The organism is Methanomassiliicoccales archaeon (assembly GCA_026394395.1).
Lineage (GTDB): Archaea > Thermoplasmatota > Thermoplasmata > Methanomassiliicoccales > UBA472 > UBA472.
Genome location: JAPKYK010000001.1, coordinates 409,831 through 423,058, shown reverse-complemented (window position 1 = coordinate 423,058; position 13,228 = coordinate 409,831). Strand labels below are relative to the sequence as shown.

14 protein-coding genes and 1 tRNA gene are annotated in these 13,228 nt (G+C 60.6%); 5 read left to right on the top strand and 10 right to left on the bottom strand.

The genetic code is table 11. The annotated features are described in order from the left end of the window. The first annotated feature begins 59 nt into the window (after window positions 1-59). Window positions 60-287 carry an RNA repair domain-containing protein gene (locus tag NT131_02280; GenBank protein ID MCX6650471.1) on the top strand — a complete coding sequence of 76 codons (228 nt, stop codon included), beginning with the start codon at window positions 60-62 and terminating at the stop codon, window positions 285-287. Window position 288: 1 nt separating this feature from the next. Here NT131_02280 and NT131_02275 read toward each other — a convergent pair whose 3' ends face one another. Next, window positions 289-894, bottom strand: coding sequence for a hypothetical protein (locus NT131_02275; GenBank protein ID MCX6650470.1), 606 nt, complete (start codon window positions 892-894; stop codon window positions 289-291). Between the two features lie 168 nt (window positions 895-1,062). Here NT131_02275 and NT131_02270 point away from each other — a divergent pair, with 168 nt between their 5' ends. Then, window positions 1,063-1,824 (top strand): C15orf41 family protein, encoded by a 762-nt coding sequence (locus tag NT131_02270; GenBank protein ID MCX6650469.1) that lies wholly within the window; start codon window positions 1,063-1,065, stop codon window positions 1,822-1,824. Window positions 1,825-1,873: 49 nt separating this feature from the next. Further along, window positions 1,874-2,863, top strand: a complete 990-nt coding sequence (locus NT131_02265) for a PD-(D/E)XK nuclease family protein (protein ID MCX6650468.1) — start codon at window positions 1,874-1,876, stop codon at window positions 2,861-2,863. Between the two features lies 1 nt (window position 2,864). On the opposite strand, the gene glmS is transcribed toward NT131_02265, so the two are convergent. Next, window positions 2,865-4,661, bottom strand: a complete 1,797-nt coding sequence (gene glmS / locus NT131_02260; GenBank protein ID MCX6650467.1) for a glutamine--fructose-6-phosphate transaminase (isomerizing) — start codon at window positions 4,659-4,661, stop codon at window positions 2,865-2,867. After that, the gene (locus NT131_02255) at window positions 4,661-5,851 is read right to left on the bottom strand and encodes a sugar phosphate nucleotidyltransferase (GenBank protein MCX6650466.1); all 1,191 of its coding nucleotides are present in this window, start codon (window positions 5,849-5,851) and stop codon (window positions 4,661-4,663) included. Before NT131_02255 ends, glmS begins: the two co-directional genes overlap by 1 nt. Window positions 5,852-5,996: 145 nt before the next feature. On the opposite strand from NT131_02255, the gene NT131_02250 reads away from it, so the two are divergent. Both NT131_02250 and NT131_02245 read left to right on the top strand, forming a co-directional pair. After that, window positions 5,997-7,436 carry a hypothetical protein gene (locus NT131_02250; protein MCX6650465.1) on the top strand — a complete coding sequence of 480 codons (1,440 nt, stop codon included), beginning with the start codon at window positions 5,997-5,999 and terminating at the stop codon, window positions 7,434-7,436. A 9-nt stretch (window positions 7,437-7,445) separates the two neighbouring features. Next, the gene (locus tag NT131_02245; protein ID MCX6650464.1) at window positions 7,446-8,126 is read left to right on the top strand and encodes an RAD55 family ATPase; all 681 of its coding nucleotides are present in this window, start codon (window positions 7,446-7,448) and stop codon (window positions 8,124-8,126) included. Here the strand turns inward: NT131_02245 and NT131_02240 are convergent, their stop codons facing one another. From NT131_02240 to rnhB, 7 genes are all read right to left on the bottom strand, one after another. Further along, entirely contained in the window at window positions 8,127-8,330 is a 204-nt protein-coding gene (locus NT131_02240; GenBank protein ID MCX6650463.1) for a hypothetical protein, read from the bottom strand. Between the two features lie 39 nt (window positions 8,331-8,369). Next, on the bottom strand, window positions 8,370-9,359 hold the full coding sequence (locus NT131_02235; protein MCX6650462.1) for a heterodisulfide reductase-related iron-sulfur binding cluster: 990 nt from the start codon (window positions 9,357-9,359) through the stop codon (window positions 8,370-8,372). Continuing rightward, window positions 9,356-10,411 (bottom strand): hypothetical protein, encoded by a 1,056-nt coding sequence (locus NT131_02230; GenBank protein MCX6650461.1) that lies wholly within the window; start codon window positions 10,409-10,411, stop codon window positions 9,356-9,358. Before NT131_02230 ends, NT131_02235 begins: the two co-directional genes overlap by 4 nt. Next, window positions 10,408-11,934 (bottom strand): anaerobic glycerol-3-phosphate dehydrogenase subunit A, encoded by a 1,527-nt coding sequence (glpA, locus tag NT131_02225; protein MCX6650460.1) that lies wholly within the window; start codon window positions 11,932-11,934, stop codon window positions 10,408-10,410. Before glpA ends, NT131_02230 begins: the two co-directional genes overlap by 4 nt. Before the next feature lie 71 nt (window positions 11,935-12,005). After that, window positions 12,006-12,080, bottom strand: a tRNA-Met gene (locus tag NT131_02220). A 63-nt stretch (window positions 12,081-12,143) separates the two neighbouring features. After that, window positions 12,144-12,476, bottom strand: coding sequence for an SCP2 sterol-binding domain-containing protein (locus NT131_02215; protein MCX6650459.1), 333 nt, complete (start codon window positions 12,474-12,476; stop codon window positions 12,144-12,146). Between the two features lie 4 nt (window positions 12,477-12,480). Continuing rightward, window positions 12,481-13,122: a ribonuclease HII gene (gene rnhB / locus NT131_02210; protein ID MCX6650458.1), complete on the bottom strand. Its 642-nt coding sequence runs from the start codon at window positions 13,120-13,122 to the stop codon at window positions 12,481-12,483. Window positions 13,123-13,228 lie beyond the last annotated feature (106 nt).

The window sequence follows — 13,228 nt, the reverse complement described above, 5'->3', positions numbered from 1 at the left end:
ACCTATTCGGCGCTATTAGCGCAAAAACTTTTTGACCGGTCCTTCCGATGTTATATACCATGTCCTATCCCCGGGAGGTCCTGAACGAGATCAAATGGGGCCAGGGTGGACTGGGAGGAGTGACGGTAATCTACCTGCACCGGGGCGCCTTGGAGGACCTGGCATGTGTCCGGGGAGAGGATATCATAGAACTGGGCAAGTCCTTCTTCAGCACCGCTGACGGCACCGTCCCGTATCACAGGATCAGGATGATAGAAAAGAATGGGAAAGTGGTTTTCCGAGCCTAGTTCAGTGCTTGGGCTCGTTGCAGTTGGGGCAGTTGTGCATAAAGGTTGGGAAGTTCACTCCGCACTTGCGGCACTTGATCATCTCCACCTTCTTCTCCTTGTGCTCTTCGGCCGAGGTGGGCTGGGCCGGGGCCGGTTGAGCGGGAGCGGGATGCTCCTGGGCCGGGGCTGGCTGAGCGGGTTGCTCCGTCGGGGCCACCTGATACTGCTGGGCCTGGTACTGATTGTACTGGGGCTGCTGGAATATGTCCTGCAGCTTGAGGTACCCCAACAGCAGGATCACTCCGGGTATCAGGTAGACGATGAGACCCACGATGAACCAGATGAGCAGTGCATCACTGGCCTGTTTGAACTTGCCCTGATCCAGAGGAGAGAACACCTGATTCTTCAACATGTAGACGACGATGAGACCGAGGGCTGCCGCCACCAGCGACCCGATGCCAGCCAAATTGCCGGTAATTACCATGAACACTCCCACGATGAGGGCGATCAGGGCGAATATCAAGGCTATCAGCTGACCGAAGTACATCAGTTTACGGGCCTCGGCCACACTGGCTGGGAGCCACGGTGGTCCATTCTCTGAGGCTAAGAAATCATTGAGCTGCATTTTTTTCCTCCTTCAAGGTATATTAATATGAAAATTGTACATGGGTTTTACGATAATCAATCTATCGCAGGACGGTTTGCTCGTTGACATTGGACGCCCCCCATTGGTGTTGAGCGCATAACCATTATATACGATACCCAATCTACGAAAAGCGCCAAGAGTGAACAGATGAAGAATGAGGATTTCAGATACCTGTACGACCGATTGAACGAACCCTCTGATATCGATGTACTTTCTAAGGAACTGTGCCTGGACCATGAGCTGCTGACCGTCATCTACACCCAGAGGACGGTCCGGGAGACCACCAAGAAGTTCTACAAGGTGCAGAGGAACAGCCAAAAGATGGTGCAGTCCTGGCAGCACGGAGAGACCCTGTTGGAACTGTCCCGTCGTTACGAGTTCCCCCCTATACTCACCGGCCTGATGCTGTTCCAGGAGACCGGGCGCTCCCGCAAGCAGTACTGGGCCATGGTACGGAACCCCGAGGCCATCGATGACCCGGAACTGAAGAGGCAGATCGAGGAGATCGCCCAGACAGACCTCATCTACTCCCCGGAGGGCATGGAGAAGCAGTACCAGAGAGGAACCTGGGGCGAGAAGAACCTGCAGGACTGGTTGGACAGCCAGGACATCGGCTACCGCACGGAGAAGGAACTGCGCGGGGAGTTCACCAAGACCCCGGACGCCTTGCTTGACAAGCCCATCGTGGTCAACGGTTGGAAGGTCAATTGGATTGAGTCCAAGGCCTCGTTCGGCGACAGGATCGAGGTGAACAAGAACACCAAGAAGCAGCTGGCCCCCTACGTCCAGCTTTTCGGGCACGGCCTCGTGGTCTACTGGTTCGGCTTCGTGGACGAGATCACCATGGAGGATGGCATATTCATCACTGACTCTTCCCTGACCCACCTGAACTGCCGGCCGGTGACCTGAGCTGGTCCACCTGCCAAGTTAAAAATATCACCAATCTGTATTTTAGTGCATGGACCGGGACGAGGTCATCTCCGCCAGCGACCTGGAGCGCTACGGCTATTGCCCGCTCAGCTGGTGGTTGGGACGGCAGGCCCAGGTCCGGAACCAGGAGCTGGACGAAGGGGACAAGGCCCATCGCAACAAGGCCGAAGAGTACCGTCGTATCAGGTCCGCGGAGCAGGCGGCCTGGGAATGGGAACGCCTGGTCTTCCTGTTCTCTCTCGTCGCCACCGTGTTGGCGGTAAGCGGTATATCATTAATGAGCGGAGGCGACTACACCGATTGGGGTTGGATCCTGTCGCTGCTCAGCATCATCTGGTTCTTCGCGGTCATCGTGATGCTGTACCTCTCGGCGCAGAAGGGGGCGACCATGACCAAGTTCCGTCGCCTGCAGGTGTGGGCCATACTGGGCCTGGTGGTCATGGCCGTGGCCATGAACCTGGGCAGCATCATCGATACCGACCCCGTGGTGTCCATGCTGCTGGAGGCCATGGCCCTGTTGTGGCTGATCGGAGCCTCGTTCGCCTTGTACTACTCTATGTCCGCCTCCGAGAAGGCCAAGGAGTGGAAGGGGGAGCAGGGGCTGGAAGGGGACATCCATTACGTGGGGACGGAGAACTCCCCCATCTACCTGTCCGAGAAGTATGGTCTGAGCGGTCGTCCGGACTTCGTGCTGGAGATAGGCGGGCAGCTCATACCGGGGGACCTAAAGACTGGGCGCACGCCTAAGGGACCACTATTCTCTCATATCCTGCAGGTGGCGGCCTATTGCCTGCTCATATCCGAGGATTCTGGAAAGAGGCCGCCGTACGGTCTGCTGAGGTACGGAGGGGAGGAGCACGAGATCGAGTTCACGGCGGAGCTGGAGAACATCTTACTGGGCAAGCTGGAGGAGATGCGGGGCATCTTGAAGACCGGCGAGGCCCACCGTAACCACAATCGGCCTGGAAAGTGCGCCACCTGCTCCCGTCGGGCCTCCTGTCCGGAGCGCTTGCCTTAGTTCACTCCACGGTCACGCTCTTGGCCAGGTTCTTGGGTTTGTCGATCGAGCAGTCGCGTCTCTTGGCCACATAGTAGGACAGCACCTGCAGGGCCACGGTCACCGGGATGGGGGAGAAGACCGGCTTCACCTGCGGGATGTATATCATCTTCTCGCATAGCCTGGCCAGCTCCGTGTCCCCTTCGATGCCCACGCCCAGCACCGGGCTGTCCCGGGCGGCCACCTCGGATATGTTGGCCAGCATCTTCTCGTAGGTGTGGTCCCCCTTAATGGCCACGGCGATGACCGGGGTGCTCGAATCCAGCAGGGCCAACGGACCATGTTTGAGCTCTCCGGCGGCGAACCCTTCAGCGTGGATGTAGGATATCTCCTTGAGCTTCAGCGCACCTTCCAGGACCGTCGGGTAGTTGATGTTCCGTCCGATGAAGAAGCAGTGCTCGGCCGAATCGATCATCCGGCTGGCGTTCTCTATGTCGTGCACGTGGTTCAGGACCGCCTGGACCACGTTGGACGATTGCCGCAATGAGGAGAGGACGCTGCGCATGGAATCGTAGCTCAGGGTGCCTTTGGCATAACCAATGCGTATGGCCAACAGGTACATGGCCAAGACTTGGGTGAGGAACGTCTTCGTGGCCGCCACCCCGATCTCCGGGCCGGCCTTGGTGTAGAACACCTCGTCCACCTCACGGGTGATGGTCGAGCCGATGACGTTGGTGATCGCCAGGGTCCGGCACCCGCGGCGCCTGGCCTCCCTGGCTGCGGCCAGCGTGTCCGCGGTCTCCCCACTTTGGCTCACCAGGATGACCAACGGAGCCTCGCGCGCCCCGGGCGAGTACCTGTATTCTGAGGCCAGCTCGAGCGTGGTCGGCACCCCGGCGAACTCCTCCATGGCGTACTTGCCGCCCATGGCCGCGTGGTAGGAAGAGCCGCAGGCCACTATCTTGATGGACTGGAAGTCGGTGTTGGGAAGCACCTCGCCGTTCTCGATCATGTCTAGGGCGCCCATCATCGTGTTGTGTATGGCGTTCGGTCCTTCGAATATCTCTTTGAGCATGAAGTGCTCGAACCCGCCCTTCTGGGCGTCCTCGGCGGACCAGGTGATCATGGACGGATCGCGCTTGACCTGGGAACCTTTCGAATCGTACACCTTTACCCCGGACGGCGTCAGGGACACTGTCTCCCCGTCCATGATGTACAGGACCTTGCTGGTGTAGCTCAAAAGGGCGGTGACATCTGACGCCAGGAAGTTCTCCTTGACCCCCAGCCCCACCACCAGGGGGTTCTCCTTGCGAGCGGCAGCTATCTCCTTTCCGCCCTCCTTGACCGCCGCTATGGCGTAGGTTCCCTGGATGTCCTGGACCGTAAGGGCCAGAGCTTTACGCAGGTCGCCCTCGTAATGCTCCTCCAGCAAGTGCACCATGACCTCGGTGTCGGTGTCGGAGGTGAAACGGTGACCCCGGGATTCTAGGTCCTCCCTGAGGGCCATATAGTTCTCGATAATCCCGTTGTGAACGATGGCCAGTTTGCTGTCGCAGGATAGGAAAGGATGGGCATTGCGGTCCGAAGGACGACCGCAGGTGGCCCAGCGGGTGTGCCCGATGCCTGAGCGCCCCTCGAGCTTAGGCAACGAGCCCCTCAACACCTCCAGCTCTCCCTGGCGTTTGACCAGCACCAGGTGGTCCTTCTCTACCGTGACCACTCCAGCGGAGTCGTAGCCCCGGTACTCCAGGCGTTTCAGGCCCTCCATCAGCACATCCACCGCTGGACGGTACCCCGAGTAACCTACTATGCCGCACATCAGACCACGATGCTCCTGTCGTCGAGAGTGCCGCTGACCTTGGCCCCGTCACCCACCCGTGAGTTCGCCCCGATGATCGTACCGGCGGACAGCACGACCTTGGGACCCATATAGGTGAACTCTCCGACCATGCTGCCGGCCTTGTCCACCCGGAAATGCTCGTCCTCCACGCGCACCTGCGCCAGCCCAGAGGGGGCGGAGAAGCCTGGCCCGATGCGGCATCCGTCGTCTATCACCGCCTGGGAGAGATGCGAGTGCGAACCGATGGAGACATTGTTCATGATGATGGAGTTGTAGATGGCGGTGAAGGGCGCGATGTGCACTCCGTTCCCTATGCTGGTGGTCGGGAATATCGTGGCGTAAGGGCCGATCTCGCATCCTTCGCCGATGACCGCCGGCCCTTCGATGTAGGAACCAGCCTTTATCCTGGTGCCCGCGCCGACGTAGATCGGGCCGCGCAGCGTCACCCCGGCCTCGATGGTCCCGGAGGTCTCCTGGCCGGTCAGGTTGAAGGCGTACTCGTTCAGGCGTATCAGGTCCCAGGGATACACCGCGTCCATCCAACGGCCGTTGGAGCGGACCACGTCCACGTTGATCTTGGAGATGTAGCTGTGCATGACGTGGGTGATGCCGGCCTTGCCCGTCATCACTCCCCTTTCCAGGTAATCGAATATCTCTGGCGGGAAGCGGTAGATGCCGGTGTTGATGATGTTCCCCACGCCCTTGTCGGGCTTTTCGATGATGTCCACCACTCGTCCGTCCCTGGTCTGCACCACTCCATATTTGGATGGGGTCTCTGAATCGGTGACCAGCATTGAAAAGCCGCCCTTGTGCCGAAGCAGGTCGGCGATGACCTGGGCGTCGATAATGTTGTCCCCGGCCACCAGGATGAACTCGTCCTTGATCTGGTCGCGGACGGTCAAGGCGGCGTGGGCGGTGCCCAGTTGCTTCTCCTGGATGGCGTAGGATATCTTGACCCCGAAGTTGGACCCGTTACCGAAGAAGGACATTATCCTTTCCTTCATATAACCGACCACCAGGATTATTTCGGTGATGCCGTTGGCGGCCAGTGCCCGTACCACGTATTCAAGAATGGGCCGGTTGCCGATGGGTATCATCACCTTGGGACGGGATACGGTGAACGGTCGGAGCCTGGTCCCTTCCCCTGCGGCGAGAATGACAGCTTTCATCGATACTCCTCTGGGCATAGCCATCCCTGTGGCCGTTAATTAAACTTTTTAGCTGTTGGTCGTTCCGCCTTACTTACTAAGATTGATAACGAGGGGCAAATATAGTTAAAAATAGAGCCATGTCCAGCGGTCAAAGGACTGTTCTATGAATGAGATGTCCGCCTCGATGCTGCCGCCCGAGATCGTGCAATTCCTGAACAACCCAGGGGGCCATTCCCTGATCGTGCGGGGGAACGCAGGCACTGGTAAGACCACCTTCGCTCTGCAGGTGGCCGAGGAGTTCAAGGACGTTCAGGACTCCCACTATCTTTCCACCCGGGTCTCGGACAGCTCCTTGCTCCATCATTTCCCCTGGTTGGAGGACCGATTGCTGAAACGGGGCGACGACGGGGCATCACGGCGCCAGCGGTCTGGGCTGGGTCACCTGAAAGGCGTCGGTTCCGGGGAGATGCTCTCCTCCCGCAGCGAGATGACGGTCACCATCGGCCGGAACATGCCCGACCTGGAGCGCCTGTACGAGATGGTGGAAAAGACGGAGGGGGTCCGCCAGCTTTTCATCGTCGACAGCATAGACGCCTTGGCCGACCGCTACGACCTGAGCTGTCGGGACCTCATGGTCGCCCTGCAGCGGGACCTAGTGGAAGGCCAGGGGACCAACCTGGTCTTCGTGCTCGAGAGCAACGACCATATGCTGGACTACCTGGGCGACGGCGTGGTCCAGTTCAGCCGCGTGGAGCATGACCGGCGCCTGGTCCGGGAGATGGACCTCATGAAGCTGCGGGGGTGCGAGGTGCACCAGCCGATTTACCTCTTCAGCCTGAAGGGCGGACGGTTCCGCTGCTTCGGGGCCGATTGGGACCGGGGCAACGTGTCCGTGGGATGGACCAGGGTCGAGGACCCTGCGGGCAAGCTCTCGTACGGCATCGAGGACCTGGACCACATGACCGGAGGGCTGGTCCCCGGGATGGCGGTGATGATCGAGATGGGTTCGGGGCTGCCGCCGGTGGTGAGCGACGTTTTCGAACGCTCCATAGTATCGAACTTCGCCTCTGCCGGACGGGGCGTGCTCTGGATGCCCCTGCGCAAGGCCAGCGGGGCCAACGCCCGAGCCTCGCTGCGCGGCTTGATACCCGACGCGGACATGGAAAGGTCGGTGAGGGTGGTCGAACCGGCCTCCCAGATGGACCTGGACAGCGGACGTTACGTCCTGCCGGTGGAGGGGAGCAATGTGGCCAACGACCTGAAATGGAAGAACCTGACCTACGCTTTGGACGGGGCGGCCATGCCCTACCTGTCGCTCATGGGCTTCGACTCCCTTGAATCGATATACGGTGGGGAGGTGATGGAGGGCCTGGCGGAGCATCTGGCGGCCATGAGCCGCAACGGAGGGATGTTCGTCGGGCTGACCTCCCCGACCAGCCGGTCGATGGCCCGGCTGGCCGACCTGGCCACGGTGCATCTGAAGGCCGAGAGGATCGGAGGAACGGTGGTGGTGTACGGCATCAAACCGTTCACCGAATGCTATGCCTTGACCTTGGAGGAAAGGCCGCGGGGAGGGCACGTTTCCCTGACCCCGCTGGTGTGAGGTGATCCTATGTTCAAGACCAATTTCCCTCAGATGTGCTCGGTCCTGCTGCTCGGAAGCCCGGGAGTAGGCCTGCTGGAGTTCGAGTTGAGCATGGTCAAGGAATACCTGGACGACGGAGAGCCGGTGGTCTTCGTCTCCATGGACATGCTGCCGCGGGACCTCCTGAACATGATGGAGCGCTTCGGCATACCGATGGACCGGCTGGGTGACGGTCTGTACGTCATCGATTACCATTCCAGCCTCCTCGGCAATTCCGAGGACCGGGACGGGCAGGAGAAGGACAAGGTGCGGCGCATCCACGACCTAGAAGGGATCATGTTCAATGTGGCCAACATCCACGCTGAGGTCAAGAAGCCCCTGCGCGTCTTCGTCCACACCCTCTCCACGCTTTTCCTTTACAACCAGCCGAGCGTGGTGCTCAAGTTCTTCCAGATCAGCGCATCGCGCATAAGGAGCGAGTTCGGAACGGCCTTCATCGCGGTGTTCGACGGAGTACATGACGAGAAGTCCCTGAACCACCTCATGGCCCTGGCGGACGGCGTATTGGAACTAAGGTTCGATACGGACCTCAATCGCATGATGAGGGTGAGGCATATGCGCGGCATGTCCGCGTCCAATCGTTGGATACCGTTCGAGATCGCGTCGATCGGGGACGAGGCCTCGACCCACGTGCTGCAGTGGAAGTGATCATTCTTCGGCTTCTTCCATGACGCCGTACAGGGCTCGATTGAGCTCCTGCACCGCTTTGCTGGTGGCTTTGGAATATAAGTTGCACTCTATCTTCGGCCGGACCACCATCTCCTTCTTGCGGCAGTAGATGAGCTGATCGCTGAGCCCCAGTTCCGGGCGGTTCTCGCGATGCAGGCATGAGAAACAGAGCGCTTTCGTCATCTGGGGCGTCCAATCGTGCAAGGTGTATTTGATGCTATCTCATTCTTTCCACGCCAGGACCTGTGACACGTCCAGGACCACCAATCCGGCCTTCCTCAGGTTCAGGGAGCAGAAGGGGCAGGAGGTGATGACCCCCTTCGCCCCCGCCTTTTCGTAGACCTCGGCCTTGGACCTGGCCATGGATGACGATGTTTCCGGGAACCCCGAGAGCAGCCCGCCTCCCCCGCCGCAGCAGGAGTCCTCTTCCTTCAGCCTGACGATGTCAATACCGGCCTGGACCAGGGCGTCGACCATGCCCTCGGCCGCCCAGGGGCTCAACCCCCGTTTCAGATGACAAGGGATCTGCAAGGCCCAGCGTCCCTCGGCCTTGGATCTGAACGACCGTCCGGGAAGCAGCTCCACCAGATGCTTGACCTGAACACCGTAATGCTCCCTCAGCTGGTAGGTGCACCCGGGGCAGGACGTGATTATCTGGTCGTAGGCGGCGAAGACCTCCATGTTCTTCCGCTTAAGCTCCTCCGCTTCCGCGGTGGCGCCTATCTTCAGCAGGGGCGAGCCGCAGCATACCACCTGGCTAGAGATGTCATGCTCGATCCCCATGGAATCAAGAAAACGGGAGGCGGCCTCGACCAGCTCTGGCTGCCGCCCCAGTCCGATGCAGCCGGGGAAGTAGAGCACCTTCTTCCCGTTCTCCTTCCATCCCTGAAAATCCCCTTCCACCGTCCGGCCGAAGCGCCTCACGTTCTCCTTCATGCGCCGGTGGCCCGGCAGGGGCGCGGTCGCGGTGGCCAGTCCCTCCCTCAGTTTGGCCATGGAGCGGGTGAGGGTAATGGACGAAGGGCAGGCCCACTCGCAGGCGTGGCACATGGTGCACATCAGGGCGTCGCTGCCTATGCTGTACTGTTCGGGGAAGCGGGGGGCGTCCACCCCCACTGTCCTGGGCCCGGGGAAGGACCTTCCAGCGTGATCGTTTAGAACCGGACAGGCCCGCAGGCAGCTGCCGCACTTGATGCAGCGCCCTTCGTTCATACGGCCTCCATGGCCTGTACGATGTCCCAGGCATCGTTGAGCGCCTCGGCCAGCCCTTGTCCGTACTTCCTTTTCGGGGAGGCCAAACAGTCGCCGGCACCGAACACGTTCTCCATTACCGACCCGTCCTTCGCCAGCAGCCTTCCTTGGCGATGAGCGTAACCGTTCTCGATAGCTGGACCGGCGTTGGCCAAACGGAAGGTGCCGAACGGATCGGTCATGCCTTCCCGTAGCAGCAGCCCGTCCCCCAGAGGTCCGCCGGAGGCCATGAGCACCGCGTCCGCCTCGACCCATCTGGATTCGAGTTCGCCTTGTACCTCGGCCTCCAAGAGAGCATTCCCTTTAACTTTCAATGAGGTCATTTTGCGGCCAGGCCACAGTTCGACCCCTGAACGAGCCGCACCGGCCTCCAGCGCCTGAACGAACCGCAGCCCTGGCTCTCCGAGGGGGGTCACTGCCTCCAGCACCTTCCTCCCGCTGCGGCGTTCCAGTTCCTGCCATCGCCCGTAATCCGATAAGGAGAACAACGATGGCAGCAGGACCGCTTCGCCCGAGCATTGCTGGACCTCGTTCACCAAATAATCGATCATGCCCTCTGAACGGAAGATCGTGGACAGGGATATGTCCGCGGGAACCTTGAGCTCCAGCTTTCTCCCTTTGGTCTTGGGTCCCCAGGTGTTCAGGACCGAGGCGGCGAGCATGGGACGCATGGAAGGGTGTCCGTCCGATCCCAGGACGGTCAGGCTTTTCGGCCCATCTCCCTGGTCCCAGGTGGAACGTTGAGGGGACAGCGTACATTCGAATCGGGTGCCTATATTGGTAGCTCCCGTCCTGGTCTCGTTCCTGCCGACCATGGGCATGCCGGCCGCCTGGAACAGGGTCTGAACCTCCTTCATGCATTCTGGGTGGAGAACGCCCCTGACGCAGCCAGTGGACATGGCGCTCGCCGGTGTGCCCCGACCGACGGCGGTCACCTTCCAGCCTTTAAGGGCCAGCAAGGTGGAGGCCAACAGACCGGAGGCGCCCATCCCCACGACCAAGGCCTTTCTCATCGCTCCAGCCTCCTGACGCCGTATACGCCTTGGAGCAGATGCCTGCGCAGTAGTTCCTGCCTCGACTGTTCCCCGGGGACCGATGCGCCTTTATCCCTCTCGTCCAGGAACTCGGCGAGCGTGGACATGGGGTCCGCGTCCCTGGCCTCCACGAACATTTCCAGTACGCCGAGGGAGCAGTCCAGGCCCTGGCAATAGCCCATGCCGGCCCTGGTCCGGCGCATGACGTCGGTCATGGTCAGGACGTCCGGGTCCTCCATGACGTATTGGACCTCGGACCTCAGCACCTGTTCGCAGGAGCAAATCAGACGCTGATCGGCTATGGGTATGGATAGTGCTCTATCACCGTATTTGCGGTGCAGTCTGGCCAAGGCGATTCCCTTGCCCAGGACGGGGGTGTCAGGACCGAGCGTTTCGATGTGGGTCCGGCAATGACATGTCTTACCCAGCAACGCGCAGGCCTGGTCGGAGACCTTTTCGGCCATGAGGCGATAGGTGGTCAGCTTTCCTCCGGCCACGCTCAGCAGGTTCTCCGCTCTCTCGTTCCGGACTATGCTGAAGGACCGGCTGGCCTCCCGGCCCCCCGTTCCGCCCAGCAGGGGTCTGACCCCGCAGTACGCCCGTACGACCCGGGCGCTGCGGCACTCAGGCAACATAGCTGAGATTTCGTGCAACAGCAGTCCGGCATCCTTGGCGGTGACCTCGGCCTTCTCCGGCGAGTCCACGGAGGCGGACGTCGTGCCCAGGACGGTGGAAGTATGGTTGGGCACAGCGATGTCCCCGTTGGACGGGGGGCGCAGCCGGTCGATCACACGGCCGCAGAGGCGGCCGTCCAGCACCAGCATGCTTCCCTGGTCCAACGCCATGGGCATTTCCACCTCGGCCATCTTGGCGATGGTCGGCGTCCAGGCTCCCGCGGCGTTCACCACGACCTCCGGGAGGACCGCGTGCTTCTGACCGTCCCGCCCGTCCAGGTACTCGACCCGGTCCACCCGCTCACCGTCCATATGCAGGGCGGTGACCTGACAATGGTTCAGCACGCACGCGCCGCCCTCCCGGGCCTGGTCCAGGTTTGCCAGGACCAGGGAGAATGGGTCGATGGAACCGTCCGGGACCTCGAAACAGCGCACGACGTCACGGCTGAGGCCTGGTTCCAACGACAGCGCCTCCTTTACCGTGACCTCCTGGGCCTGTACTCCGGTCACTTGGCAGGCCTTGCCGAAGGTCTCGGGGAAATTGGGATCGTCATCGGGCAGGGAAACGAAAAGGCCACCGGTGGTCTCGATGCAGAAGGGGGCGATCCTCCTCAGTATGGCGTTCTCATGGGCGCACTCGCTGGCCGAGGAGGCATCCTTGACCGCGTAGCGCCCGCCGCTGTGAAGAAGCCCATGATTGCCGCCGCTGGCCCCGTGGCAGTAGTCGCCCATCTCCAGCAGGGCGCAGTCCACGCCTCGGAGGGCGAGGTCTCGGACCACCCCGGCCCCGGTAGCTCCGCCCCCTATGACCAGCACTTCCTTCCGCATATGTCGTCCGGCGATATGGAATGGAGGAGAACGTATATGGAAGTTGAGAGGACCGAAGAGTTCAGAAGAAGTAGCGGGGGGTCGATTTGAACGACCGGTCTCCGGGTTATGAGCCCGACGGGATGTCCTGGCTACCCTACCCCGCTATGGTATTTCCCCATCATGCTTAGGCCGGTTATAAACCTTTCTACCTGCGATGGAAGGCTGGTTCAAAAGAACTTGCGCAGCTTCAACACGTCCTCGAGCGAACCTTTTATGACCACTTTGCGCAAGGCCCAGGCCTTCATGGGCTTCAGCTTGCCAGTGAAAAGGTCCTCGATGGTCTGGGGGTCCGAGCACACCACGATGTCCGGGCACTCCAGCACCCCTTCGTCGAAATGGGATATGCAGCTGTCCTTGAGGAGGAAGGAGTAATGCTCCGTCCCCAGGTCGATGTTGACCTGCTTCTTCAGGGCGCCCACCTCTTCCCGCAGCTGGGCGTCGCACTGCATCTTCTCGTTGAACTTGTCGATAGCGTTGAGCAGGTGTTGTTTGACCGCCATAAAATCACTCCCATTCGTCCAGCTTGGAGACCTTGGACACGCCAAGCATCTCCTTGGCCGTCGCCCATGATCTCCGGGTATGGGGTGGCAAATCCCCCTTCTCCCTTATCCATTTTTCCAGGAAGGCCCTGGTCTTGGGATCGGAGGTGTAACCGCTGCCGACATCTCCCAGCTCTGCCCCGATGCAGCGCATCGCCTCGTCCCGATGGACCTTGGCTATGATGGAGGCTGCGGAGACCACAGGATAGTTCTCGTCCGCCTTGTGCTCGCAGACCAGCTCCGCTCCGCACTTGGTCTGCCTCATGAGCAGACGGCGGAAGTTGACCTCGTTCACATCGCAGGCGTCCACGAAGGCCTTCTGCGGGCGCAGGTCGTCCAGGAGGGAGGCGAAGGCCCTTATCTCCAGGGTGTTGAGCGAGGTGGACCCTTTCCGGTCGTCGATGGACTCCGGGGTGATGACCACCACCTTCCAGGACGAATAGGCCTTGATCAGCTCAGATAGCCGTTCCCTCTCCTCCGGTTTGTGCTGCTTGGAGTCCTTGACCCCCCATTCGCGGAAGAGCCGGTCGTCCTCCACCAGCACTGCGGCCACTACCAGGGGTCCCATGACCGGACCCCGGCCAGCTTCGTCAAGGCCACATATCATCGTATGGTGATTTTGTATTCCGTATAAATGACTGCTGAAGGAAGTTCGACCAGTTGGAACATCGTTTACCAAAAAAATTGTTGATAGGCTAAGATATAAAATGAAT